The organism is Brevundimonas sp., assembly GCF_965279155.1.
Classification (GTDB): domain Bacteria; phylum Pseudomonadota; class Alphaproteobacteria; order Caulobacterales; family Caulobacteraceae; genus Brevundimonas.
Genome location: NZ_OZ257138.1, coordinates 1,179,647 through 1,206,506, shown reverse-complemented (window position 1 = coordinate 1,206,506; position 26,860 = coordinate 1,179,647). Strand labels below are relative to the sequence as shown.

The window sequence follows — 26,860 nt, the reverse complement described above, 5'->3', positions numbered from 1 at the left end:
GCTGCGCGAAAGGTCGCGGTGGGAGGGCTATGCGCCAGGAGCAGAAGTTCGATGACGACCAGGAATCCGACGTCCGATGACGAGATCACCAAGCTAAGAAATTAGGTCGCTGCCGCGCTCGATGGAGTCGGGTGCCGCCGTCAGCGCTTCCACTGTCCATACTCGTTGAGACGATATGCGCCATGCAGCATTGGGTGCACCCGGACGTGGGTCGAAGCGGCGATCAGGTCCGGCGAGACCAATGGTTCGTCGAGGTGCGAGACAATGAAGCGATCTTCCTCGCGGGTCTTCAGCGATACCGCACCTACCCGGTAGAGGATGGACAACACATTCTTTAGAAGCGCTTCCTTTGCACTTTGTTTAGTGTCGCAGACCGCTTGGCAGAGGTCATATATCGGATCGTAGGAGACTTTCTTCCCGCTGCCTACATTGAGCGCCAACTCCTCCAACTTGGGGCTGTCGATCAAGGTCGCGTAGTTGACTGAAACTGACTTCTCACTAGCGACAAAGGACAACATCTCTGAGAGGGTCGGAAAAGTGCTTCTCCACTCCTGTACCAACGCATCACGTCGTTTTCGCGAATACTCGCCTTCCGCCCTCTGAATATGCGTCGGAGCTACTTCGTACTGACCGTCTGATGCCGTCAGACATTCATTCACGAAAGCGATCAGATCTCTCGGTCGCATGTGGGAGCGCTCGATCAGATATTCGAACGGATCCTTGTTCCTGATGTTTTTGCTAAACACGTCTTTGAAGGCAATGTTGGTGCCCGTGTACTGACGGCGAAGGACTGTTGAGAGGCGCTTGTCCACTAACTGCCTGAGGTCATTTCTTGACCATCGGATATTGATGAAATGGTCTTCGAACTTTTCGCGCTGGAAGGTGATATCACTCGTCTCTTGAACCACGCGTTCGAGGATGTCCGTCCTCAGAGCGACTAAAATCTTCAGATTGCGTACCGCTTTGAAGGATTTTAGCGAGGCGATGAGGGCTCGGATCAGCCGAAAGCGGATGGACTCATCGACCCAACGCTCGTCGAGCTTGTCGATGAGAATGAAACACTGTTGCATGTCTTCGTTGGAAGTCGACGCGAGCATCTCGACGACGCCATGAAGATCGCGAAGCTGATCGGCGCTGACGATGTCCCGAGCGCGAGCGACCAGTTCGCTCTTCTTTTCGGTACTCAGGCGCTTTTCGTACTGACCGCCGGCCTTGAACTTCGAAATCTCCGCGCCGAACTCGGCGTTGAGGCGATTTTCGTACGCCTCAGTAATCTCCTTGATGTTCTGGTCCATTGTGATCCAGAACTTGTTTCCCCACTCCTGAAGATAAGCTACCGCCCGCTTCTTCCGATCGTCCTTGGTAAACCGGGAAACAATCTTGTCGAATATAGTCATCGACTTGGCGGCGTTATCGACGCCCCATCGGAGCCGGATAAACTCCAAGCAGAGGACATGCTTCCAAAGCACTTGGAATAGCAGGTCAAGATCGGCCCCGATGGCGTGGAGAAATCTCAGCGCATCGGAGTTCGCGACATAGCTCATCGACATCTCGGAGGGGTCGATCTCGGACGTGTGCGTCCGCTGCTGCTGGACGTATCGGATGATGGCAGTTTTGCCAGAACCCGTTCTGCCGGCGAGAATCATCCCCGCCGAGCCGACCTTCAGGGCTTCATCGACGGGAGGGTAGGTGACGAAGCACTCGAATAGGAGATCGTCATCAGACTCGGCATTGCCTGTGCCGATCGACATGCCCGCTTTCAAGATGACCGGGTTGGTCCGTTTCGTCTTGCTCAACCTGCCCCCGCAGTTCCGTCGCAAACATCAGAGCGCTAAGCCCGAATGGTTCCAGTCTACGCGCTCTGAAGAGCGTTGCAATGTGAAGCGAAATCGCAATTCGTACAGGCCTGCGATGAGGAAGTTCAGCACACTCTTGGCGTTGAGCGGTGACGCTTACCCGGTGTCCCTCGTGCGGATTATTGGCTTAATGATCACTCAGCCTTGCCATCAATGCTGATCGTCTGAACGAAGCCCCTCTCGCGGTTCTGATCGTAGATCACGAGGGCCAGATCAGCTTTGGGCATCCACACGCGACCTACTTCGACAGCGAGCGAGACCGGCAAGACAGGGAAGAGGTGGATCACTTGCCCCTCGCCATGCCTCGCCTTGATCTCATCGTAGAGTTTGCGCATCGCTATCCGGAAGGCCGCCACGTCCTCTGGACGTCGTACGACATCATTCCCCGGCTCAGGAATCGTGAGGGTCCACAGGGCCGCGTTATCGCCCACCACCTTCAAGATCCGCTCGTCATTGACGGTGGCGCTCACCGCCAGTTTCAGAGCGATAGGTCCCTTGACGTCCGGCGGCGGCGCGACGACCTGATAGTCCAGCACCGATCGGTCGCACTGCCAACGCCAGGTCGCCGGTTCGCGATGGCGCTGGTGAACCGTGACGGGGACAATGTCATATAGCAGGCGGCCAAGCTCGATCAGCAGGGGCTGAGGCGCGAGGGCGAAGACGCTGAGGTGCCGGATTTCCTGGCGTTCGATACGGCCGCCGATTCGCTCGGCGAAGAGCCGGCGAAGGTTCCTTATCTGCAAGGCCCAGTATTCCGGTTCGTCGTCGCGGTAGGCCTGGTTGATCAGTTCGAGATCGATCGTCTGCTTGCTCGCCGGGTGGCGGTCCGGAGGCATGGCCGAGAAGATGGCCTGGGTCGAGACGAGAGCTTCGTTGGCGCCGATCGTCGCACCGAACCGGAGGACGTATGAGGCGCGCTCCTCGTCGATCCCCGCGTTCGTCTCGACACGCGCTTCATGGGCGTCCTTCATAGCCAGCAACAGCGCTTCAGGGTGTTCATCCGGAGCATCGGTGTCGACGAGCTTGTGGTGACGTGCGCACAGGATCATCAGGTTCTCGAGGCTTTTGGCGAGTAACGGAGACCGAACCGCGTCGCCACGCGGACCGGCCGGGCTGTCGGCAACGATGTGAGCGATGAACCCGTAGAGCCCGTCTTCCTTACCCGCGATGAGGTCGCCGACGAGGTCTTCGTTGCAGCCACGATATTCACATCGCCCTGCGGACCGCGCCCAGATCGCGGACTGGACCTTCTGCGGGATGTTGGTCTTAGCCATCTTCAGTCTCCGAAAAATGCGCTGTCCCATCAGACGCCGACGATCGCCACGTCTCTGATCGGCGCATCGCGTTGAAAGAGCCTGGCGCTCAGTGCGAGTGCGCCACGCCTGGCCTGAACGATCAAAAGGACGGCGAATTCAATCTCACGCTCCCCCTGAACCAGTCGCTCCATCGAGCGGACATCTTCCATGCTCGGGACAGGCGGATGGTTTGGGTGCGAATGCCATTCGCCGAGGTAGTTGAAGCGGCCGAAGTCCGATCCGGTCAGCGAGAAGAACTCCGCCAGGGCCTCGCGATGGTGATCGACGGATCGGACGAAATGGGCCTCATCCCCGACACGACGATCGACCGTGAAATCCACCAGGGTGAAATGGCCGGGCTCGATCTGCTCGGCCATCATCACGCCCCCGATTTCATTTTTGCCAGCGCGCCGGACCGCATGGTGCAGACGTCGGCTAACATCTATGGGCAGATCAAGCCTCATGGCCCGGTTCCTGGCCGGTCTCGGGAAAGAACTCCACGGTGAAAGCTTCCAACTGCTCAGACAGGTTGTCGTCCTGAACTGGCCCCCAGGTCCCCTCGGGAACAAGGGTGATAGGCCAGGTGTCGAACGGCGCCTCGAAAACCCAGCCTGGCTTTAAGCCGATGGCATAGGCGGACTGCGGAAACAGGGTTGCCTCTCTTACCAGGATATCCAGCGCCAGACGCGTCATATGGCCCGCGATCAGTGTCACGTCCGCATCATCGGCGATCAGGGGCGGCGAGGTCTCGTCTAGGGTCACACCATACTGAACGTCGGTGTCGCTTACCGTCGGCAAAGCCTGACCTTTCTCGGCGCACCAGTCCGAGATTTGCCGGCGCGCGGCGTGCGGCAGGGGGTCGAGATCGGGACGCAGTCGCGCGATGAGGCCGCCGATCCCGCCCCCAAGCACCTGCCCCCAAACCAGAGGCTTGCGGTCGTTGCGCGCCACGGCGGCGCAGAGGTTGAAGATTTCCGGATCCGCCGTGGCGTCGATGATCAGGTCGCATTTCCCAGCTGCGACCAGGGCCCCGTCCGTAGCCCCCGAACTCTCCTGCCCGCCCAGGAGGATGCGGTAGATCTTCACATCCGCCTTGACAGACACCTCCTCGATCCGCGTTTTCAGCGCGTCGGGCTTGTTTAGGCCCACCCCGCGCCAGTCGAGCTCGTTGCGTACAAGATTGCCCGGGAAAAGGACGTCGCCGTCCACGAGCACAAACTTGCCGACGCCGGCGCGGGCCAGGGATGCGGCGATCTTGGACCCGACGGAGCCGCAGCCAATGATCGCAACGCTCGCCTGGGAGAGCCGCGCGTATTCGGACGAAAGCCGGCCTTGTTCAGCCGGGATAGCCACGGTCGTGTAGTCATAGACGGGCCGTTTGCCTTCCCCCGGCGACACCGAGACAAGCTTGATGAGCCCATCGCATTCCGTGATGAAGATGAGCTCCTCGTCCGATTTCGCCAGTCTCGCTGCGGCGTCCTCGTGCTTCATCGCCTCGACAAGGGCTTCAACGACGTCGTAATCCGCCTTGACCGTCGCCCCGAGCCCGGGAGGCAAACGCATGAAAAAGCCCTTGCGGGTCCGCAGATCGGAAAGCGCTGGAGTGTGGATCCAGTAAGGCTTTTCTTCCCCGCCGACCCGGCTGGGGAAGGCCATCCACTTCCGCGTCGAAAGCTGCTCGACGATCTCCGCTTCCTGAGCCTCGACTATCGGGACGGCGGCGAGCGCCGTGCGGGCATCTTCCGTAACGATGAAGCGGCAGACGGCGCTGCGGACCTGTTGCCCGAGGGTTGTCCGGTGGGCGGTTGCGACGTCCGCGGTTTCCCCCTCAGCCGGCGTCTCTCCGGTCAGCAGGCGGAACGCGCTTTCCAGCATCATCGCCCCAGTGAAGGACGGCTCCCAGTTGTCGGTCCTATATTCGAGGCAGAGTTCGCCGCCCGCGCCGTACTGGTGATGGGACAGTCGAACCCCGTCGCGCGGCGTGACCTGCGGCGGCATGTCCGGAAAATAGTTCGGATAGGTGAGGGTCAACGGGACGGGTTTGCCCAGATGATCGATATCCAGATCGCAGCACAGCCGTCCCTCTGACGTCAGCCTCCATGTCAGCACGGTCAACCAGCTGTGCTGCTCGGCCAGATCCGCAATCGCCAGTCTTTCGCTTCGCGCCCGGCTCGGCTGCGAAGCCCACCAGATCATGCAAAGCCCTTGGGAGTGCTGGGCACGCGCGGTGTCGAACCGAACGAAGGGGTGCTTGAGGCCGCCGCGCTGGTGGCGCCGCGCAGTAGCGACCCTGTCCCGCCAAGGCGTCCTTCTGCACGCTTGGCCAGCTCAGCGCCCATGCGGGGCGTCAGAGCTTCTGCAATCAGAGTGCGGCCCTCCATGTTCGCGATGCGGCGGAAATCGTCCCGCGCCTGGGCCAACCAGTTGTAGAAGGCGCGTTCCCTCGCCGGGTACTCGGCCCATTTATCTGCGAAATTCTCCATCGGGTCGCTCGGATTGCGGATCCACGCCCGGCCACGTTCGTCTCGCTGGATGTAGCGATCCATCCCCGACAGGATCGACAGCAGCGCTTCGGCGATATCCTCCTCGCCGTTGTAGGCATGGGCAGACAGGGTGGTAATGATGATGGAGATCGGGCAGCAGTGGATCTCGTCGTCTTGGAACATGATGTCCCGGTGGCGCTTCAGAATCATGATCGCCGCCTGCAAAGGCGTCCGCACCCGATAGTCGGGGATCTGCTCCACTGTCGCGTTTATCGACTTGGCCAGCTCCCGCTTGCGCTCGGTCAGGACGACCAGCATCCGGGATTTAAACCACTGCAGATATCCCTTCGGGTTTGAACGCGGCCAGTCGTCGGAGACCACGCTGTAATTGTATCGCTCGTTGTCCGTGATGGCGATCGCCGTCCCGGCCCAACGGGCATCGAAGCGATGTGCCTCAAGCATCCTGCGGACCTCCGCCCCATTGGGAACAGCGGGCACGATGTCCATATGGAACTGGGCACCCTCGGCGTAGTTCAGCGTCCAGCAGCGCCGTCCCTCCCCCAGGGGCTTCACCATGGTCTGGGCCTTGCGGTAGGCCTCGATCTCGGTCCCCAGCAGGGTCTTCAGGCGCTTCTGTGAAACGGTGTGCTTTGCGATCGACTTGAACTCGCAAACGGCGTCAACGTCATATTCTTCTTCGAGGCTCAACGGCTTGATCACCGTCCCGAGACCGAAGGACCCCTGGATGTAAACCGCTGGCGCATAGACTGCGATCGTAGACGCCGGTCGATTGAGCCAGCGTCCGAGCGACAGATAGCTGTCGTTCGCCTGTTCGTAGCGCCCGTCGCTGATGCCGAGTTCGTCGGCGATCGCCTCGATGAAGCGTTTTGAAGATGTGGTTGCGCTCGCGGCCAAGGCCCTCTCCCGGCAATTTTGTTTCTTGTTTGTTCCTAATGTGAAGCTGCATTTGAAACAAGCCACACCCCTAGGAAGATGGTCATGGATGGCTCGGTAGCGACCCGACATGACCCACTCGAATGAGCTGCGGTGCCGGCTTCGCCTTCAGCCCGCGAGCAGACCTTGCAAACGTCTGCTCGGAGTCAGGATCGGACGTAGCTATCGGCCAAGTCCCAATGTCTCTTCGTGACTCATCGCTGACATCCGAAATGTCCGGATAAAATGCGAATATGATCTTCGATCGTGGCTTGCTGCTAAGGTAGCGCGGGTCGGTCCGGCTTTAGCCAAACGCGCTGTTCGGCAGCTCGACCGGCAGCTGCGTGTCTAAACCAAGAGCCGCGCACACGGCGACAATCAACGAGTATTTGAGAGGCCGGCGGCGGAGATAACGGCGTCCAAGAGAACCTTGACGGCCTGGACAGCTGGCCCCTCGACTAGCATGCCGCATTCCAGGTTGGCCATCTTCGACCGTCTCAGCAGGTTTGCCGAGCCGACGTATGCAGCGACGCCGTCGGCCAGCACTATCTTGGCGTGGAAGGTCTCCTGGCTGAGGTCGGCCCCGCCGTAGTCGATGATCCGCGTCGCCGCGCGCTTGAGACGCCGGCCTGGACTTCCGCACCTATCGAGCTGTCCCGCATCCCTGATCACGAGCGTGCGCTCAGTGGCGGCCGTGTTCTCGAACATCTCCGCAGCCCAGTCCGCTCCGACCGAGTCGATGTATGGCACCATGATCATGAGCCGCTCGCGGGCCAGCGAGGCGATGTGGTGGAACGCGTCGGTCGTGGGCGTCAAGGTGACGTAGTCGCTGGCGATGTCATGGGATAGCGCGGTTCCGAGACGGCTTGGCTCGGGTGGCATCGTGACCACCAGTCTGGCCTTAGCCTTCGGTGAGATAAGTACCCCGCGCGTCACCGGGCGACTGCGGGATCGAGGAAGCCTACGAGGTCCGGAGCCGACTTGGGTTCCCACTCGGGTCCGCGGCCGCCCTTGAGCACGGCGCGCGACAGCAGCAGGTTCGACGCGATACAGCTCACCTCCGACACCATCACGCAGGCCGGGCAAGCCCCACCGCGCGCGTCGCACAGGCTGCCCGATCCGCACCGCAGCGTCCGTGGGTCTATCGCCCGGCGGAGGAATTCGTCGGAATGGTTGCGCCACATCGCGGATATGTTGCCGAGGTCCGGCGTCATTCCCTTGCGGTAGATCACGAAGGCGAGGTCAGCGGGGAAGATGTGCTCGCCGATCCCATCGCGATCGACGCCCGAAGTATCCGCAAGTGAGTGCATCATCTGATGCGACAGCGTGTGTAGGAGGAGATAGACGTAGGCCGGGACGGTCCTCGGGTATCCGCCGGTCCCCTCGCGGTCCTTGAAGATCTCGAGGAATGGGCCGAAGTCGTCGTATCGCTCTAAGAAGACCCGGCCCAGACCTTCGTCGGGCACGTCGCTGACCCCGTTGGCCTTCAGCCAGCGGATGACGCGCGCCTCGTCGAGCTTGAAGTATAGCGCCTCATTCCGCTGCTGCGTGACGTAGATCGGCCGCTTGGTCCCCTGGATGGGTAGTTGGTCGAACGCCTTGAGGCGCACCGGCATGTCGATGCTCTGGCCTTGGTATTCGCGCTTGTAGACCGGGGTCGAGGAAACGCGGGAATAGCCGAAGCTGAACTCACAGATCGGTAGGCCCCGCACGATGACGAGGCGCTCGACACCGAGGAGGGCTAACAGGTTGCCGGTGGCCGCTTGGTAGCGCGCCCTGCGCTCGGGATCGTTCACGACGTCGGTCAGCGTGATGTCAGGTTCCATTACATCGACGGCGGCGTGCCGCGACATGGCATCGTCGATGTGCTCGCGGGTGAACGCATCGTGCTGGACGGTGAGCCGGACCGGGTCGTAGCGGCGAGTCCATTCCTCGCGCAGCGCGATTGCGCGCAGGACGCCCGGGCTGCCGAGACGACCCCGGTCGACGATCCCGGCCGCGAACCAGCCCTCGCGCATTTCGGTCGCCTGCTCCCGGTAGTTGCGGGCGCGATCCGGCCGTCCGCTCGCGTCGGCGCGTTGGGCCATGGCCATGAACCCGACGTGGTCGTCCCATTCCCCCGAATGCGGCGGGGATGCCTCGACCTTGTCCCTGATCTCGTCGTCATTCGGCTCGTCGAACGGGATGGCGTGGATCTGCCCGAGCTTCGCCGTCAGCGCGCCGGTCCGCTGCGGCGTCATCAGGTCGACGACCGAGCTGTCCTGGAACTCGATGAAGCTGATGCGCTGGGGGTAGAAGGTGGAGTTGGCCCGGTATGAAACCGGCAGCATGTTGACCTCAACCAGCTGGAATGTCCGCCCACCAGCGAGCTGCTCGGCCTGCAGCCGGGCGACGACGTCCGGGCATTTCTTCTCAAGACCCCGCACGTTGCCGCAGTCCTCGCAGACATACCTCCACTCGGAGAACACCGGCCCGGAATTCAGCAGCTTGAAACTGTTGGAGCCACAAGTGCAGACCTTGATCTGGCGGACCTCGCCGCTCTGAGCATCGTAGTTGAAGTTGAACGGGCTGAGCGGCTGGATGTCGCCCGACCAGTGCGCGTAGACGACGTCGACCTGGGTCCAGCGCGCGTCGTGGCCGTGGCACTTCTTCGGGAGCGGCTGCCTGTATTGGTCGGCGACACTGTCGTATTCACGGGTCGAGCCGCAGACGCCGCACCGGTAGAGCAGCGGATAGGGGACATATCCGACGCGGTCCGGTCCTGTCATCTGGAAGTCCGATCGTTCGACGTTCGCCTCGCCGGTGCGGGAGTTGAGGAACGGGCCGTCGAGCACAAGTTCCGGCGGGGCGTCGGGCACCGCCTTCATCGCGCGTTCGCGCCAGTTCGTCACGAAGTCGCGCAGGTTTTCATAGATCAGCTCGATCGTCGTCTGCTTTAGCTCCTTCGTGATGTCGTTCGCGAGCGGAACGGTTCGGCAGATACCCTTGCCGCCCTCCCAAGTCATGAGCACGCCCGGCGCATACGAACTGGCCAGCTGCACGCGCGATCGTGACATCGTCGGCGGTTCGAGGCGATCGGGTTCCCTGCGCCCGCCGCCGAACGCGGACGGACGGCGCCCGCCGCCGCCACTGCGCCAGTCCTTGGCGCCCCCCTTCGCATCAGCCATCGGTTCCTCCGTCGGCGTCCATGTCCGAGGCAGTGCCCCGCTGGGTTCTGATGGCGCGCATGACCTCCGCCAGCTGTCCACGGTCGATGTCGGTCGATCGGCTGCGCGCGAGGGGGTCACGACCCGCCGCGACGATGTAGCCGGCCTCGTCCACGTCGCGCAGCGACGTCATCGGTTTCTGGAATACCGGAAGGTCATCCCAGTATTCCCGCAAGCTCGAGGTAGTGCCGCGACTGGCAATGCTGCGGACGAACATGTCGACCTGCTTGTCGACGAGGGAGCGGTAGAACTCCTCGTAGTGCGGCGCTCCCAGCTTTGATGGGCCTTTTCCGGTGTAGCCACTGGCCCTGAGCATGAAGTCGCCGATCGCCTCGCAGAGGGCGACGTGGTTTAGGCGCGCGAGTGACGCGAGGCGGCTAACCTGGTCCATCTGGAGGACGTCGGGCTTCTTGGCGTCGTCCTGCCTGATGAACTCGCGGGCCTCGCGCAGAATCGCCCATGCCTGCACATACGACGCCATCGCGCGCTTGATCGCGTTCTCCGCCCAGCGCTCGACAGCGGGCGGCGCGATCATCCGCTCGAGGAATCGGTGGAAAATGTCGTGCGTCTCCACAACGTAGCGGTCACGCCGGTTCTGCGGCGTCGGCAGCAGCATCACGAACCCAACGTGGGTGCGGCCGACGCGGCTGGAGGCTTGGATGTATTCGGCAATGTCGGACGGCAGCCCCGCGAAGAACATGCTGTTGAAACGGTCGACGTCGACGCCGTGGCTGATCGCCGAGGTTGCGACGATGTTCCGAACCGTCGCGCCGATGTCGGGATAGTCTTTGCCATCGAAGGAGGTCTCGGCCTCCTCCATCACGCGCTGGATATCCTTCATGTCGATGCCGCCCGAGATCAGGCGGCTGGCGAACGGCGAGTTCTCGTGGCCAAGGCGGCGATGCTGGTGCTCGACGGCGGCGCTCAGGGCGTCAATGATCTGGTCGCCGCCCTTTTTGTTAGTAACGTATGCGAGCGCAATCCGGTGCAGGTCCACCAGCGCCATAATCTTATCGTGGCGGCCCTCCGCGAGGGCACGGTCGATCGCCGCCCGGTGCCAATCCCCCGCACGGCCCGGCGACACGGCCGCCCGCATTGACTCGATGGTCGTAGCGCGGCGGTCGTCTGCGATCATGCCGTCCCACAGCGCTGTGACGATGCCGTGGAACGCGGCCAGCACCCCGACCGTGGTGACCGTGTGCGTCGCGTCGTTCGTCATCAGCGACACGTAAAGGCGCATCCATGGTGCGGTCTGCTCGGGAGCCTGGGCGAACGGTAGCCGCGTCGCCAGCTCGACTCGCTCGGGGTTCACGGCCGGCGGCGGTGCCGGCTCGGCGAAAAAGGAATGGTAGAGATCCGGACCAGGATAGGGGAAGCGCAACGCGTGCCGCTGGTAGAGTGTCTCGAGCTGGCGTTCGGGCACCGAGATCGTGGCCGTCGCCGCGATGACCTTCGGCATCCGAGGAGCGCCCCAGCCGTCGCCGGTCCATCGCCGGGCGACGTCCAGTCCATCGCCACCCATCTCGGCGATCTCCTCGAACGCCGCGTCGAGCAGCGTGTCGAACAGGCCGCTGAACGTCCCGAGGCTCTCCTCAAGAAGGTGCGCCTCATCCTGGATGATCAGCGACGGGAACGGATCGTGGAAGACCCTCTTCCCGTCCGCGTATGCGGGATGCACGTTCGAGCTGTTGTCGCCGGCCGGATCGCGGCGGAGGTCCTCCTCGCGCCGTGGCGTAGACAGGTTTCCCCATTGATCGACACGGCGGGCGAGCCCGAACATGCCGAGCACCTTGGAGATCGTGCCGGTATGCTGGCCCAGCATGGCCAGCTTGTCGACGGTGCCGAGCACGATCGCCGGCGCGCGGGCGTAGATGGCATCGTCGGTCAGCAGAAACGGGAGAGGGTGTCGCCGGCCGTGCTCTTTGTTCCACGCACACCTGTCGTTGAAGCACACGATGGCCGCGCGCCGCCCGGTCGGACCCTCGTTCTCGTCCCGCCGCAAACCAGTGAGTTGTCCGCAAACCGGGCACTCGGGGATCTTGTCGAAAGCTTCGCGGGCCTCGGCGTATCGGCGGCCGCGGGCGCGTTGGTCCTCTTCTCCCCTCTCACCGTCGAGCATGCTGTCGTCGGCGAATTTGGCATCGTTGGCGAGCGGGATATCGGCGCTGAACGCACTGTAGTGGTTCGGCGTGTTCTGGCTTCCCACCCAGAAACCCATCTCGAATGGCCACCCGCCGACCTTCTGGCGACGGCGGACCATTTCTGCACGCATGACAAGTTTGAGTAAGCGCTGCGCCTGTTGTAGCGTCAGGAGCCGCAGGGGATAGCGGATCAAGGCAGTGACCCCACGGTCCTTCCCGCGCAGGCGGTCGAGGAACATGGCAAATAGCAGTGTGCCGTAGAACGCTTCCGACTTGCCGCCGCCGGCCGGGAAATAGAGCAGGCTCACTCCGTCCTCGTCGAGCATCGAGTCGTGGAATTCGCGCCACTCGGCCATGCGGGATGCAAACACCGGGATATGGGAGAGCACGAACGCCATCTGGAATAGGCGCCAGCCTCGGCTCGTGTCGTGCGCATCCCGTAGCGCGAAGGCCTCGTTGGTGAGCGTCCATGCCATCCAGGGCGCGGCGCGTCGCGCGAGGTCGCCCCCATCGCCCGGCGGGTTGTCGGCCAACTGGTCGCTGGCCTCCTTAGACGCGATCAGGATCTCGACGCCGCGCTCGATGTAGCGCGCCTCGGCGCGCTGGGCGGCGATGTCCTTCGCCAGACGAGCCTTTTCTACCGCCGCATCGTCCCGCGTCAGGCCCTTCGTTACGGTGTCGCGCAGCCGCTTCTCTTGGCCGTCGATCCATTCGCTGTAGGCACGTGGCAGCTCGAGCAGCCGTTTCGCGTCGAAGGACCGATCCTTAAGGATCGCAAACTGAAAGGGCAGGTCAATATTTCGTGGAACGATACGCGGCTGTGCGAAACGAGGGGCGGCGGTGGTGCCCAGGGAGAGTTGGTCCCCGGCTGCGATCGCCTCGACCCCGCAGTTGAGCCCGATCGCCGGATAGTCGAGGTGGTCGCGGAAGCGGTAGGAAGGCTCGACCCTATCGAGCCGGAGCGGCCGGTGTGCGGCGGCGGGAAGGGCGAGCGTTAGCCCGGCGCCGAAGACGGTGTTGCACCGACCGCGCGCATCGTGCGGTGTGGGCTCGGGTGACTGGTTATCCAACATGACCCGTAGCGACAGCCGCGCGGGGTCTAGGAAGTCGATCTGGCGCTCGACCTTCAGGGCGATGCGGGAGAGATCGGGGACGACGCGCGTACGGTCGACGGGCCTGGCCGCTAGCGCCGCGACGGCGCCATTCCACCGGGCCTCGTCCAGCGTCTCGCCGGGTGAGACGTTGACGTCGCGCCATGCCTCGGCGACACCTTCGCCCGCAGCCCACGCCTCGAGCTGGACCGCCACCGCCGCCGCGAGGCTGGAATTGTAGGTGACTAGCGCGGCGGCGAGGGCCGGCGACGCCATTGCGCTGTCGAACTCAAAGGTCGGGAGGGAGAGGTCCAGCCGCCGCCATTTGCCCGGTATCGGCGCGGGATCGACGAGCGCCAGCGGCAGGGCCCGACCCTCGCGGATGAGGCGCGAGATCGGTGCCGGCTGTTCGGTGGATTCCCCGGTGGCGCCCTCGTTCCCATTCGGGGACTCTTCCGTCAGGGCAGGTTCATCGGGCACTCCCGACAGCAGCTTGATACCAAATGCAGCGTAGGCCTTGACCCGCACATCGGCGAGGATTTGGGCTCGCTCGGCGCGGACCTTCGACCGGCGCGCCTCGTCCATCGCCTTCCAGTCGGGCCGTTCCAGGTTAGCAGCCTTCAGGGCGGTCGCCCGGTCGACGCGGATCGCAGCGTCGATCTGCTGCTGGAGCGCCTTCTGCAGCTTGAAGTCGAAATCAAGCAGACCACCGCCGCCAGTCAGGTCTCGCCACTGCGGAATGACTCGCACGTATACGGAGAAACGGGGCGTCGCCAGTATAGCGGCAGAGCCGTTCGCACCTACCACAAAGTCCATGCCGATCGCGGCGATGCGGATGTCGGTGGTCTCGTCGAGGGCACCGCTAACGTCGAAGCGCGGGAGCAGCTGGCCTGCGAATATTCCACGCCGCGGCGATCCGCCATAGATCGTCCGCCCTCGCTCGTCAGTGCCGCTCACGCGCTCAACGAGTGCATTCACCAGCGCGTCGCAGACCGCTTCCTTGAGCTCGACGTCGATCCCAGACAAGTTCGCGTTCGACAGACCCTTCATGATGCCTCGATGCTCCGCGTGTCGGCGACGGTCGCGACGTGTTCCTCAGCCATTGCGCGAAGCGCCCTGATGTTGGCGCTGCGGTCGCGGTTGCTCGCGAGCGCGGCATGGGGATCAGTAAGAATGCCGCGGAAGGCATCGTGGAAGATGTTTCCCGCGCGCATCCGGTGGGAACGCTGGGCGACTACGGCCCACAGCCAGAAACTCTCGGCTAGCTTTTGTCCGATCCCGAGCGCCTCAGTGAACCGCATGAATGTGTCCCGATCCTGCGGGGCATGCGGCACGACCTCGTGGAGTGGCTTGTCGATCTCGTCATGCAGATCGATCCAGTATCTGGCGCGCTCGATCGGCACGACCGGCTGGCCCATCCGCGCGACCAGAACGCGGAGCCGTCCCTGCGTCGAGTCCTCAGGTATGCCTGCGAACCGCTTTGCCACCTGATTGTGGTATTCGCGGATTTCCTCGGCCGCGGTCGCGCGAATGTTCACGAGCGACCGGGCGCGCTCGATGAACCCAGCGCCGATCACGCAGACTTCATCGCCCCGTTTTAACTGTGACGCGGGTCGCTCGACGAAGGTGGTCGTCGCCGCGCCGTCATCCCGCAGGACCATGCCGGTTGACGGGCGGGCGATGATGCGTTGCCCATTGCCGAGCTTGATCTCAACCAGCCGGCGTTCGCCCCGACCGCCGCCAGTGAGGTCGATCACCGAACCGGTCGGGAACTCGACGTCCTCCGACGGCGCCTCCGCATCCAGCTGCACACTGTGGCGGCCGATTTCCGCTACGCGGCTGTTTGCCTTCTCGGCGAAAGTTCGCAGCCGCGCCGCAAGCGCGTCAACGCCGATCTCATCGGCGAGGCGCGAGGCGTCGCGGGCGGCGAACGCAAGTGTATCCGCATCGGCTAGGACCACCACGTGCTCGGGCAGCCACGGTTCCGCCAGCATGGCCAGTATCGTCGATGTCGTGGGGGCGACGACGATGGCGCGCTTGAAATGGTTGCGAGCGGATGCCGGCGCGTCGGCGACGGTGTCGAGCGCGCGTGCACCGCCAAAGCGTATGACGCCGTTTCCGATCCGCTCGGCGAGCTTGGGATGCGACCGGCCCAGCCTGTCCGCGGCGAACTCGGCGATCATGTCGGACCGGAACACGAAGACGGAGCGGGAGCTCGATCGCAACGCGGGCTGCATCGCATCCTCAATCAGCGTGGCCATCGGCGTCGCCTGCTCGAGCGTGCGCATCACAGTCCTGGCTTCAGCCGCCACTCCCTTGTCGGCGTCGCCCTGACTTGCGAGGCTGGTGGGGTCGGTCAAAGTGCTGATGTCGGCTGTCGCGCGATATGTGGCGAGACGGTCGTCGGCGATGGCTGCCGACGTCTCACGCTCGATAAAGCGGCTTAGCTCGGCGATCGAGCCAGGTAGGCTCGCCGACCGGCGGACCGTCCCCATTAGGTTGCGGGCGGTCGCGGCGCCCGCGGGATCCCCCATGTTGGCAAGGCGGTTGGCGAGCTCGCGCAGGTGCTCGATGTTGCGATCGACGTCGCCGTAGAACCCGTCAACAGTGATGGACAACGCACCCTCGAATGGGGGAGCGATCTGCCCGACCTCCTGGAGAATTCCGGAAGTTGGGCAATAAACGACGCTGCCCGGCGCGGGGAAGACTTTGCCATTCTTGCCGGGCCGCCTGCTTGCGAGCACGTCAAAACGGGCTGCGCGATATGACCATGGATCATCAACGACGGCCAGGATGCCTGCCGAGGGGTGGATCTCTCGCAGAGACGCGACCATCTCGCTAGCCCGGCGTACCCAGTCCCAACCGAGGCGGTCCCGTCCGTTGCGTGACAGGTCTAAGATGAGGAGATCAAGCGGCCGCTTGATGGCGCGCAGTTCGTTGCCCAGCCGGTCGTCCCGGCGGACGGTGAACATGAAGTATGCGGCTTTGGCGGGATCATCTGCCTCGCCCGAGCGCGCCTGACGGCCAATGTCGGTTTTGGCGCGCGTACGCCAAAGGATTGAGCTGTTGGATGGGCGGTCGCCGCGGGCGGGACCGTGGGGAATGACCTCGTCAAGGATGGGGTGCTCGAACTCGGCGTATTCGCGTCCGTCAGACGCGCGTCCGTTCAGCTGGCGGACCCGCGCGAGAACCTGATGCAGATCTTTCGCCGCGTCACTGCCGCTGCCGAGATATCGCGCGACGTGCTCGAAGTTTGTACGGCCCAACTCATGCCTATCGACCTGCACCTGCCTCGCCTGGGCGTGTGCGCTGCGGGCGTACGGAAACACGACTGCGCGCACTTCGTCGGCGCGCCCTCGGCTGTGAGTCTGCGCGCCTTGAAACTCGACATTTTCGCGGGGCGCGCTGCCGATCGCGCCGATCGCCAGCAGCGAGACGATTGCCGATGGCGACACCTTGGATGGCGGCCACGGCATCACGACCTTGGCGTCACCCCGTCCGGCAATTTCAACGGCCGACCGAACTAGGGTCGCGTATGTCAGGGTCAGATCTGCGGCGTGTTCTTCACCGAGCCGATAGAGCGGATGGGCTGCGATCGCGGCGATGTAACTGTCTGCATCGCGCGACGGCCGCTCCGGCTTGGGCTCCAATGGTGGGACTGGATTGGCGGCACGTTTCGCCGCTGTCTCTGTGAGCTTGGCGATGAGCGCCTGGCGCCGGGCAAGTTCCACCTCCCGTACATTGTCCCGGTCCTGCGTGCCCGGCGGGCGATTATAAGGCCGATTGCGGGCCATCAGGCGTCTGCCAGCTCGAGCCGCCGATAGGCGGCCAGCGCGGCGATTTCGGGATCGCCAGCTGCATCGACCAGCGCTGCTGCGAAGGCGGACGGCTCCGGCAAATCCAGCTGCCGCAGGAGGGTGACGGAGACAGCCGCGGTGCCGGACACGCGCCGGTAGCGCTGATCCACTGCGGAGGTATTGAGCAAGGCAATGGCGGTCCGAAGCTTCTCGGGATCATCCGCAGTGAGCACGATCGTGTGGTTCTCAGTCACGAACCCGCCCCACTTTTCGATGACAGCTGGATCGACCATGGCGGCGATCAAGCGGCGCGGTTGCTTGTCGTTGGTCGTCCGCTGCATGACAGCGGCTGCGGTTTTGATGACTGCGGCGCTGTCGTCGTCGAATGTGACGAAATCTGCGCTGAGATTCTTCTTGCCTGCGGGTCGGCAATCTTCGTGCAGGCGCACATTCTTGGCCCATATGAGGGGGTAGCCGCGCTGATGACGCCGCAACTTCTCGACCAGCCTGCCCCGTTCTCTGTTCCAAACAAAGTATCCGGCGCGCGCCGTGACGCCGTAGTCGACGAGTGTCGCGCCGCCGTAGTTGCGTGGATCCGCTGCCGGCAGCGGCCATGCAACGCCAGCTTCCGGCGGCAATGCTTGCTCGACGACCGCCTCGGTCGCTGTCGCGTGCCCGATAGTCGGAAACGATACCATCGCGCAGCTAGGGTGCGGTTTGCCCTTCCGCGCGACCAAGACACTGATGTCCTGCGCTACGTCGACGAAGACGCCGTCCCGACCGGCGATTGATCCAATGCTGAGCACCTCGCCCTGAGAGCGAATGAACGTGCGCATGCGGTCGTAAAGCGGGCCCGCTCGGAAGCTCGAAGGAATGACGAGGGCGACGACCCCGCCGGGCTTAGTGTGTCGGAAGCATAGCTCGGTGAACAAGGCGTACTTGTTGACGTGACCTCTGTGCGCGACGTGTTTCCAGGCGTCGCCCGAGACTTCCTCGAGGGAAATGCGGCCATACGGGGGATTCGCGATGACTAGGCCGTATGAGGCTGGGATCGGATAACGCAGCGCATCGCCCGCTACGATAATCTCGCGGGACAGCGGCGCGCCGAGGCGCTCTGCAATCAGCTGGCGCGAAAGCACCGCAAGGCCCTCGTCGATCTCGATGCCGTTCAGACGGTGGGATACCTCGCGTGGCGGCAGCTCAGCGATCGACATCCGACCGGCGAGCGTGGAGAGGAAGGCGGCCCCGCCAGCAGCGGGGTCAAGCACGTCATCTTTGGCGAGATCAAAACCAGCCGCTATTGCCATTTCGACAACGGCGTCGGCCACAGTAGGCGGCGTAAAGTATGTGGCTTGCGACCGCCGCACCTTGGTGGGCAACATCAGGGTGTAGAGCGTTCCAACCCAGTAGTGCCGTTCGTCCATCGGCAATGCATGCAGAGCCTGCCGGAATCCATCAAGGCGCTCGTCGGCACCGACTTTCGAAAGCAGATCGAGGCACACTCCAGCGCGTGTCTGGAGGGTATGTTTCGGGTCGGAAAGGTGTTTGGCCGCGGATCGGGCATGGGCGAGCAGCGCCGATTTTGACACTTCACTCCCCATCCAACTACGCCCCCCCGTCAATCAACTTTTACGGTAGCTTGTTAGATCGCACTGCTTTTGACAAATCGACATATTTTCTCGCGGCCGCGAAAATCAATCAGGCTTGGAAAGCTGAGATCGAAACGGCACCGCAGATCGGCTGACTGCTGTTTCGAGCCAGGACATCAAAGGCTGCTGCTGGCGCTCCACGCCTTGCAGCGACAAGTCGTGGCACCTTCCAACGGTCTGGAGACTCTCCATGTATGACGACTGGCTTCGGGCAAACGTGCCTGGATATCGAGATCTTCGAGGAGTGGAACGCGACGCCGTAACGGGCTTCCTCCATTTCTGGGCACTGTTCGAAGGCCGTCTACTGGACGAACACGCGGGTCCAGGCAAGATTTGCGATCTGGCCGCCCGTTGGCGCGAAGACGGCTTGGCGCGCTCAGCACCCGTTCGGTCGGCGTTGAACTATTGGCGGAGGAGATACTTCGCAAATGGGGCGCTCAACGTACGGTTTGAGAGCCTGCTGTTCAGGCCGAACGACCGTGGAGAGCTCGTGGGAGCAGTTATGACCGAGGAGCGTGATGATGCCGAAAGTGTTGTGGCGGCAGTTCTTCTGATCATCTATCGCCTCCGGAACAACCTCTTTCACGGCCTCAAGTGGCAGTATGGTCTAGCCGACCAGGAGGGAAATTTCCGACACGCAAACGAAGTGCTTATGGAAGTTCTCGAACGCTACGGCGAACTCTGAACTCTCGCTTGGCCTGGGTGCGCATTCTGCGCTGGATCAATGTCTGCTCTTCGGCCGTCTACCAACTTCCGCTAATGGCGCTTCTTAGCCCCTGGGCGCTGCCGAAGCTCGTGATTTCTCATCAGCTCTCGGGACCACTCCAGCAATACATTGCCGGGTGATCAGGCCATCACCCGGCAAGATGCTGTCGAGAGCCTTAGAGTTCTTGGGCAGTGGGGCGGAAGAGTATCTCGTTGATCCCCACATCCTCGGGCTCATTGATGGCGAAAGCGACCAGTCGGGCTAGGGTTTCGGCGGGGACACCAATCTGACCCACATAATCCTGGTTGGCCTTCTGGACGTCCGTCTCGCTGATGTGGTCGAGGAGTTCTGTCTTGACTGCGCCGGGGGAGATGATCGTGGTCCGGATATTGTGGGGCGCCATCTCCTGACGGAGGCCTTCCGACAGGGCGCGCACTGCGAACTTGGTGGCGGAATAGACGGCCGAACCGCCGAACAGTTTGTGGCCCGCAACCGACGAGACGTTGATGATGTGGCCGGACTTTTGGGCGATCATGGATGGCAACGCTGCGGCGACCCCGTAGAGCACGCCCTTCAGATTGACGTCGATCATCTGGTCCCATTCGTCGACCTTGACCCGCTCCAGCGGCGACAGGGGCATGACGCCGGCGTTGTTGATCAGCACGTCGATGCGGCCATAGGTCTCGACGGCGGCCGCGACCAGTCGTTGCAGATCGTCCCGCTTCGTCACGTCCGTCGCCACGGCGATGGCCTTGCCGCCTGCGGCGGTGATCTCGGCCACCAAGGTCTCAATGCGGTCGGTGCGGCGGGCGCCGAGGACGACGGCGGCGCCCTTCGCGGCCAGGTGGCGAGCGGCAGCCGCGCCCATGCCGGAGGACGCGCCGGTGATGACGATGGTCTTGCCTGTGATGTTGTCGGTCATGGTTATTCAGCCTCTGTGACGGCTGCCGATGTGTCGGCGAGATATTGTTCGTCGGTAACCTGCTCTAGCCAGGTGACGGGTGAGCCGTTCTGGCTTTCCTGGATGGCGATGTGGGTCATGGCCGCGTGCGGCATCGCGCCGTGCCAGTGCTTGTGCTCGGGCGGGCACCACAGGATGTCGCCGGCATGAAACTCCAGCTTCGGACCGCCCTCAATCTGGGTCCAGCCGACGCCTTCGGTGACGATCAATGTCTGGCCCAGCGGATGGAGGTGCCAGGCGGTACGGGCGCCGGGCTCGAAGTGGACGACGGCGCCGCCGACGCGTGACGGCGCTTCGCGCTGAAACTGGCCGCTGATGGTGACGCGGCCCGTAAACCATTCGGCCGGACCGTCGATGGTGGTCTGGTCGACCTTGCGGGTGATTTCCATGACGGGGGCGCCTTCCTGGGTTTGATTGAGGGTTTCGCCGCCGAACAGGGCGGCTGTGGCTGAGAAAATCGAGGCGATCACGACAGGTGCTCCTCGAAGAAGCGGGTCAGGCGATCGAACGGGATCAGGTCGACGCGGTCGTAGAGATCGACGTGGCTGGCGCCCGGGACGATCAGCAGTTCCTTCGGCTCGGCCGCCGCCGCGAAGGCGGTCTCGCTGAAGTAGCGCGAGTGGGCCTTCTCGCCGTGGATCAGCAGGATCGGGCGTGGCGAGATTTCCGCGATGTAGGTCATGAGCGGGAAGGTCATGAACGACAGCGGCGTCGTGACCGACCAGGCGTTTCCGGAGTTCACCGCGCGCGCGTGGTAGCCGCGCGGCGTCATGTAGTAGGCGTGATAGTCGACCAGGAACTGCGGCTCACCGCCCTTCAGCACATTGGCGGCGGGGCCGTAGGCGGGACCGCCGTTGCGGGCATCGATCCAGCGCTGGCGGCTGATCTGCTCCAGCGACTGCGCCCGCTGTTCGGGGGTCACACTGTCGTTGTAGCCGCGCGACATGACGCGGCTCATGTCATACATGGTGCTGGTCGCGACCGCCTTGACCCGCTTGTCCGTGGCGACGGCGTTCAGCGCCATGCCACCCCAGCCGCAGATGCCGATGACGCCGATCCGCTCTTGGTCGACCGATGGGTGCAGGCCGAGGAAATCGACCGCCGCCATGAAGTCTTCGGTGTTGATGTCAGGAGAGGCGACGTTGCGGGGCTGTCCGCCGCTCTCGCCTGTGAAGGACGGATCGAACGCCAGGGCCACGAAGCCCCGCGCCGCCATGGTCTGGGCGTAAAGGCCCGACGACTGCTCCTTGACCGCGCCGAAGGGGCCCCCGACGGCGAGCGCGGCCAAGCGTTGGCCGTCCCGGCCCTGGGGTCGATAGAGATCGCCGCTCAGCGTGATGCCGTAGCGGTTGGTGAAGCTGACCTTCTCGTGGTCAACGGCTTCGTCGCGGGGGAACACCTTGTCCCAGTCGCTGGTCATGGTCTGCGCCTTTGCGTTGGAGATCGGGAGGAGCGACGCGGCGGCCAGGGCGGTCACACCGGCGCCGGTCAGTTTTATCAGGCCGCGACGGTCCATCGAGGGGGAAGGCCGGGTCTGAAGATCGGAGGAAGTCTGAGTCATGTCGGGCTCCGGGGTCTGTGTGCTCAGCGGGGTTTCAGCAGGGTGCGTCCATCGCGGACGATCAGCACCGCCACGGCGGCGAGGGCGACGCTGGCGATCAGGACGGCGTGGATCGAGAGGTGGTCGAGCAGTAGGCCGCCGACGACGGCGCCCAGAAGGATCGAGGCCTGGACGGCGGCGACCATCAGGCCGCCGGCGGCTTCGGGCGCGTCCTCGGCATTCTGGGACATCCAGGTCATCCAGATCACGGACATGGCGGTGTTCATCGCGCCCCAGACGATCAGAAGAAGGCCAGCCGCGATCGGCCAGCCGCCCAGGACCAGCAGCCCGGCAGTGACCGCGCCCATGATCAGGGCCGGCAGGCGGAGAAGTTTGGACACGTCGCCTTTGATGAAGCGGCCCGAGGCCCAGGTGCCGACGAAGCCAGCACAACCGAGCGCGAGCAGAACGATCGACAGGCCGGTGACGCCCACGCCGGTTACCTGTTCGAGGAAGGGCCGCAGGTATGTGAAGAGGGTGAAGGCCGAGCCCCACGACAGCATCGAGGCGATCAGGCCGAACAGGAAATACCGGCGACGCAGCAGGTCGATCATGTCGCTGACGCCCCGCTGCCCACGGGCCGGCAGCGACGGCAGGGCGACGAGATGCCAGACCAGATTGGCGGCCACGAGCGGCGTCAGCGCCCAGAAGACCTCGCGCCAGCCAAACAGGCCGCCGAAATAGCTGCCGATCGGCGCGGCGAAGGCGGCGGCGATCGCTTGGCCGCCATACATCAGGGCCAGGGCGCGGGGCACATCCGACGTCGGGACCAAGCGCATGATGACGGAGGTCGCCAGCGCCCAGAAGCCGCCGATGCAGAGACCCAGCAAGGCACGCCCGACCATCAGGATCTCGAAGTTCGGCGCAGCGGCGACCAGCACCAGCGAGACGCCCATTAGGCCGGTCAGGCCGACGAGAACCCATTTGCGGTTCAGCCGACCCGCGACCGTGCTCACCCCCAGACTGGCGATGACGGCGAAAAGGCCGCTGATCGACACGGCTTGGCCGGTCTGCCCGACAGAGGCGTCGAGGCCCTCGGCCATAGGCGTCAGCAGGCTGACCGGCATGAACTCGGACGCGATCAGCAAGGCCACGCAAAGCGCCATGGACAGGACCGCGCCCCAGGCGGCGGTCGGTGTCGGGACTTCGGATGTTTGTGCGGTTGCCGCGACCATGGTCGTCTCCCTCTTTCGTCAGAGACAAACTAGGCGCTGGCCTTCAAAGCGATTAGCCATAGAGATCGGCATGAACTAATCGATGCAGACGATTAATCGAGGAGGCCGTCGATGGCGGGATCGGACCTGAACCAGTTGACCTGGTTCCAGATCGTCGCGGAGGAGCGCAGCTTCACCAAGGCCGCCGCCCGGATCGGCGTGGCCCAGTCCACCCTTAGCCATGCCATCCGTCAGCTTGAGACTCGTCTCGGCATCCGGTTGCTCGACCGCACGACCCGCAGCGTCGCGCCGACGGCGGCCGGTGAGCGTCTGCTACAGACGATCACCCCGCGCCTGGCCGAGATCGAACAGGAGATCGAAAGCCTGACCAGCGTGCGGGACCGGCCGGCGGGCTCGATCCGCCTGACCCTGTCCGATCATGCTCTGGACAGTGTGGTCTGGCCCAAGCTGAAGCCGGTCCTCGCCGGCTATCCCGACATCAAGATTGAACTGATCCTCGACAGCACCTTCCGCAACATCGTCGAGGAGCGGTTCGACGCCGGGGTTCGGCTGGGCGAAAGCGTCGAGAAGGACATGATCGCCGTGCGCATCGGCCCCGACTGGCGGCTCGTTGCCGTCGCTTCACCCGCCTATCTGGCAGAGCACGGCAGGCCGATTCAACCCAAGGACTTGGTCGCCCACGCCTGCATCAACATGCGCCACGAATCGGCCGGCAGCCTCTATGCCTGGGAGTTCGAGAAGGACGGTCAGGCCCTGCGCGTCCGTGTTGACGGTCAGGTCACCTTCAACAATTCCTACGCGATGATCGACGCGGCGGTCAGCGGTCTGGGGATCGCCTATGTGCCGGAAGACATCGTCGCGTCTCGCATCGCAAACGGCTCACTGGAACTCGTCCTCGACGATTGGTCTCCGATGTTCGACGGCTATTTTCTCTACTATCCGAGCCGGCGGCAGAACCTCGCAGCTTTTCAGATTGTGGTGGATGCGCTTCGCTATCGATGAAGCTGAAGGTCTGCTTTCCAGCCAGACGTCAATGTCCGCTACTGGCGCGCTACGGACGCTCCGGAGTCGGAGGGGGCAGGGCGCTTTGCGTCTAAGCGCCATTCGCTGAAATGGGACCCCTCGCTAAAATCCGCTCCCGCTTTTGGACAAGGTCTACGATTAGCGCTGAATGCGTAAGTTCGACCGTAGCGAGGCGAGATATCCAATCGGTGTCTCTCGAGCGCACACGCCGCCTCGAGATCCGGCTAACCCATGTTAAAATGCGAGGCGAAAGGCGGTTGGAACAAGGCGGGTGTACCCAACGCGAAGTTCCGCTCCAGCGTTTCTCCTCCAAAATGCAGTCCGACCACCAGCGGATTGTCCCCATCTAGAAAGGCCACTGGCGCGCCTGACGCGCCGCCGAGCGTTGTTGCATCGTGAGCAAACACCCATTCGCCCGCATCCACCACGGCGCCCGGTGCCTCCGTCACTACGCCGAGCGAAAGACGTTTGACGCCAAAGCGAAGAGCAAAAATGCGGTGCATAACTGCGATCAATTCGGCTCGCTGGGCATCGGGTAGTGACCCTCGAGGCGGTAGATCCGGCGGCCCAGGGTAGCCGCAGACCACGATTTTGCCTGCCGTTCGCAGCGCTTCTCCCGGCTGCGACGCTATAGCGAGGGCAGGGGGAAGCAACGTTCCGTCCTCGGACACCGCCTCCACCTCCAGCAGAGCCGCATCGGTTTTGGTCAGCGACATGGTTCCGCCGATGGGGTCCTTGCCAGCGACGGCGACGCCGGTGACCCTGAACACGGCACCCTTCAGCCCGTCCAACTCCCGACCGAACGCAATCACCGGTTCGCCGGCCGACAAAATCCAAGTAGAGCCGGTTGAGGTTCGATAGCATTTTCCGATCAGCTCGAGAACATGGCGGTTCGTCAAAATCAGTCCGGGCCCAACCACAAAACCCGTCCCCACATGTCCGCCGCGCAGCTCGATCCGCCCGGTTGAAGCAGTTAGTTTGCGAATAGGACCATCAAAGATCTTCAGTCCTTTCCAGCCTTCTGCAGCCGCCTGTTCATAGTCCGGGACGCCGCCGCGGACCGGAACAGCAGGCCGGTCACCCAGTCTGACAAGGGCTTCCAACGCTTCCAGCGCTTCGAGTCCGCCTGGTGCTGCGCCGGGCCCCAGTGCGTCGAGACCCGCCGGCAGACTTGCTCGCTCCTCTCGCGACAGAAACCGCCTGGCAACGCTAACTAGCCGTTGACGATCAATCTCCTCGCCCTCCGTCATCGGACGACGCCCAACCAGTTCATCAGCGTCGGATCCCCCGAACTAATCGCGGCCTCGCGCGCCGTATGGCTCGACAGCGCAGGCTGGGTGTTTTCCAACGTTTCCTGCTTCTCGACCATCATCGACATCGCCCGGCGAAGGGCCACCGCGCCGAGCTCCCCGCCGTAGAGGGCCCAGTTCAGCTTTGCGCCTTCTGGCTGTGATCCGCCCATGCTACGGTAAATTTCCTCATATTCCTGAGGCATGTTGTCGCCCGGGTCGTCGCCTGGAAGTTCTACGACCACCTTGACGGTGCCAATGGCCGATAGCTCCAGTTTGAGCAGCGCTTCGACATTGACCACGCCGGCACCGTGCCGTTGCGGGTCGAGCAGGGAGGAGGGCGTCGCTGTCTGCATCAGGGCGGTCCGGAAGAGCTCATGCACCGGCACGCCGCGACGGGCCGCTTCCGCCTTGACTGCCCCGGTCCCGAAGTGGCCGATCCATTGCGCTGCGGCTCCAGCCGTGAGCGCCACCGCGAAAGACGTGCCTTGACCGTGTTTGTAGCCGTCGGGATGCTGAGCTGAGGCGTGCCATACCTGTTCGCCCGGCGCGGTGATATCCACCGATGGCCCTCGTGAGGTGCCCTTCCAAGGCATGCCGTATATGTTGCATCCTGCCACGGCGATGCATTCTGGATAACGGGCAGGCCAGACGACCAGCTTAACGCAGTTGCCGGCCGCCGCGAGCACGATAATCCCTTCCGATCGGGCCCTCCGGATCGCCGCGCGCACGGCTCGACTGGGCACGCCGCCGAGGCTCATGGTGACCACCTGAGCCTTGACCAAAATGGCGCGCTCGATCGCCCGGGCTACCGGTCCTGCCTTATGGATCACCACCGATGTAATTGCCCGGATGGGGTAGAGGGTAGCCGCCGGAGCTGAGCCCTCCACCTTGCCGCGCGTCCTGCTGATGACACAGCTGCCGGTGGCCGTCCCGTGGCCGGGATTGCCCTTGATGAGAGGGTCCGTCGCGCCGACCCGGTCCTCAATCACATCCCAGCCGCCGTCGGGTGCTATCGATCCGGCTTCTAGTTCAGCGTTGGCCGTAACTCCCGTGTCAGGTTGGGCGACGAGCACGCCGTGTCCCGCCGCCGGCCTGTCGATCGATCGGCTGAACGCCGCGCCGTCCCGGGCCTTGATCATCTTGATCGCCCAATGACGATCCGCTGGCGGGGCGTGGTCAACCTCGCAATAGAGCTTGACGATGGCGCTTTCCGCGGCGATGCGCGCGTTAACGGGCTCGTCAGGCTCGATGAAAAAACCGGTTGGTAGATCGGGCTCGACCGATCTGATGTCCGGATCGCTGGCGGCCAGTGCATAGGCGGCGTCCCAGGCGACGGGGGCTGCCAGTTCTGCGTCGACGGCCGGAAATACGACAGCCAGGAAACGCCGCGTCTCGGCATCCGGTTCGTCAAAAAGCGGTCGGACCTTGGCGAGAGCGCCGAAGTACATCTCGAGCCGGGTCCTCAACTCATCGACCTTGTCGGCGTCCCTCGCCTCGACATGAAAGGCCAGCTGATCTTCTCGCTCCGGCTGTGCGCCGTTCGCCATCATGTCTTCAGCCAGTCTCGTGATCTCGGTCCAGGCCTTGCCCTGCATGGTATCGCCCCTTGCACTGTCAAGCTTCACGCTATGTATATCTCGGGTTGCTGGTCA

Annotated in this window: 18 protein-coding genes; 2 read left to right on the top strand and 16 right to left on the bottom strand. The window is 63.5% G+C overall.

Going from position 1 to position 26,860, the window contains the following annotated elements:
* Positions 1-140 precede the first annotated feature (140 nt).
* The 10 genes from ACQY72_RS05695 to ACQY72_RS05650 form a co-directional block, all read right to left on the bottom strand.
* The gene (locus tag ACQY72_RS05695) at positions 141-1,796 is read right to left on the bottom strand and encodes a P-loop ATPase, Sll1717 family (protein ID WP_428156280.1); all 1,656 of its coding nucleotides are present in this window, start codon (positions 1,794-1,796) and stop codon (positions 141-143) included.
* A gap of 194 nt (positions 1,797-1,990) precedes the next feature.
* A complete protein-coding gene (locus ACQY72_RS05690) occupies positions 1,991-3,130 on the bottom strand; it encodes an SAVED domain-containing protein (protein ID WP_428156279.1) in 1,140 nt (379 codons plus the stop codon).
* 29 nt (positions 3,131-3,159) lie between these two features.
* Positions 3,160-3,615: a Mov34/MPN/PAD-1 family protein gene (locus ACQY72_RS05685; protein WP_428156278.1), complete on the bottom strand. Its 456-nt coding sequence runs from the start codon at positions 3,613-3,615 to the stop codon at positions 3,160-3,162.
* The gene (locus ACQY72_RS05680) at positions 3,605-5,347 is read right to left on the bottom strand and encodes a ThiF family adenylyltransferase (RefSeq protein ID WP_428156277.1); all 1,743 of its coding nucleotides are present in this window, start codon (positions 5,345-5,347) and stop codon (positions 3,605-3,607) included. The genes ACQY72_RS05685 and ACQY72_RS05680 overlap by 11 nt, the downstream gene beginning before the upstream one ends.
* Complete coding sequence (locus ACQY72_RS05675; RefSeq protein WP_428156276.1) at positions 5,344-6,549, bottom strand: nucleotidyltransferase domain-containing protein; 1,206 nt, start codon at positions 6,547-6,549, stop codon at positions 5,344-5,346. The genes ACQY72_RS05680 and ACQY72_RS05675 overlap by 4 nt, the downstream gene beginning before the upstream one ends.
* A gap of 396 nt (positions 6,550-6,945) precedes the next feature.
* On the bottom strand, positions 6,946-7,449 hold the full coding sequence (locus ACQY72_RS05670) for a phospholipase D-like domain-containing protein (protein ID WP_428156682.1): 504 nt from the start codon (positions 7,447-7,449) through the stop codon (positions 6,946-6,948).
* 50 nt (positions 7,450-7,499) lie between these two features.
* Positions 7,500-9,734 (bottom strand): hypothetical protein, encoded by a 2,235-nt coding sequence (locus ACQY72_RS05665; protein ID WP_428156275.1) that lies wholly within the window; start codon positions 9,732-9,734, stop codon positions 7,500-7,502.
* Complete coding sequence (locus ACQY72_RS05660; protein WP_428156274.1) at positions 9,727-14,055, bottom strand: helicase-related protein; 4,329 nt, start codon at positions 14,053-14,055, stop codon at positions 9,727-9,729. Before ACQY72_RS05660 ends, ACQY72_RS05665 begins: the two co-directional genes overlap by 8 nt.
* On the bottom strand, positions 14,052-16,799 hold the full coding sequence (locus ACQY72_RS05655; RefSeq protein WP_428156273.1) for a hypothetical protein: 2,748 nt from the start codon (positions 16,797-16,799) through the stop codon (positions 14,052-14,054). The genes ACQY72_RS05660 and ACQY72_RS05655 overlap by 4 nt, the downstream gene beginning before the upstream one ends.
* The gene (locus ACQY72_RS05650; RefSeq protein ID WP_428156272.1) at positions 16,799-18,391 is read right to left on the bottom strand and encodes an N-6 DNA methylase; all 1,593 of its coding nucleotides are present in this window, start codon (positions 18,389-18,391) and stop codon (positions 16,799-16,801) included. Before ACQY72_RS05650 ends, ACQY72_RS05655 begins: the two co-directional genes overlap by 1 nt.
* Before the next feature lie 250 nt (positions 18,392-18,641).
* Here ACQY72_RS05650 and ACQY72_RS05645 point away from each other — a divergent pair, with 250 nt between their 5' ends.
* Entirely contained in the window at positions 18,642-19,136 is a 495-nt protein-coding gene (locus ACQY72_RS05645) for a hypothetical protein (RefSeq protein WP_428156271.1), read from the top strand.
* A gap of 196 nt (positions 19,137-19,332) precedes the next feature.
* Here the strand turns inward: ACQY72_RS05645 and ACQY72_RS05640 are convergent, their stop codons facing one another.
* The 4 genes from ACQY72_RS05640 to ACQY72_RS05625 are packed head-to-tail and all read right to left on the bottom strand — an operon-like array spanning position 19,333 to position 22,893.
* Positions 19,333-20,079, bottom strand: a complete 747-nt coding sequence (locus tag ACQY72_RS05640; RefSeq protein WP_428156270.1) for an SDR family oxidoreductase — start codon at positions 20,077-20,079, stop codon at positions 19,333-19,335.
* Positions 20,080-20,081: 2 nt separating this feature from the next.
* Positions 20,082-20,588, bottom strand: a complete 507-nt coding sequence (locus ACQY72_RS05635) for a (R)-mandelonitrile lyase (RefSeq protein ID WP_428156269.1) — start codon at positions 20,586-20,588, stop codon at positions 20,082-20,084.
* Entirely contained in the window at positions 20,585-21,679 is a 1,095-nt protein-coding gene (locus ACQY72_RS05630) for an alpha/beta hydrolase (protein ID WP_428156268.1), read from the bottom strand. The genes ACQY72_RS05635 and ACQY72_RS05630 overlap by 4 nt, the downstream gene beginning before the upstream one ends.
* Before the next feature lie 23 nt (positions 21,680-21,702).
* Positions 21,703-22,893, bottom strand: coding sequence for an MFS transporter (locus tag ACQY72_RS05625; RefSeq protein WP_428156267.1), 1,191 nt, complete (start codon positions 22,891-22,893; stop codon positions 21,703-21,705).
* A gap of 111 nt (positions 22,894-23,004) precedes the next feature.
* Here ACQY72_RS05625 and ACQY72_RS05620 point away from each other — a divergent pair, with 111 nt between their 5' ends.
* Positions 23,005-23,895: a LysR family transcriptional regulator gene (locus ACQY72_RS05620; RefSeq protein ID WP_428156266.1), complete on the top strand. Its 891-nt coding sequence runs from the start codon at positions 23,005-23,007 to the stop codon at positions 23,893-23,895.
* Between the two features lie 245 nt (positions 23,896-24,140).
* Here ACQY72_RS05620 and ACQY72_RS05615 read toward each other — a convergent pair whose 3' ends face one another.
* Both ACQY72_RS05615 and ACQY72_RS05610 read right to left on the bottom strand, forming a co-directional pair.
* The gene (locus tag ACQY72_RS05615; protein WP_428156265.1) at positions 24,141-25,166 is read right to left on the bottom strand and encodes a trypsin-like serine peptidase; all 1,026 of its coding nucleotides are present in this window, start codon (positions 25,164-25,166) and stop codon (positions 24,141-24,143) included.
* A complete protein-coding gene (locus tag ACQY72_RS05610; RefSeq protein WP_428156264.1) occupies positions 25,163-26,803 on the bottom strand; it encodes a S8 family peptidase in 1,641 nt (546 codons plus the stop codon). The genes ACQY72_RS05615 and ACQY72_RS05610 overlap by 4 nt, the downstream gene beginning before the upstream one ends.
* Between the last annotated feature and the right edge of the window lie 57 nt (positions 26,804-26,860).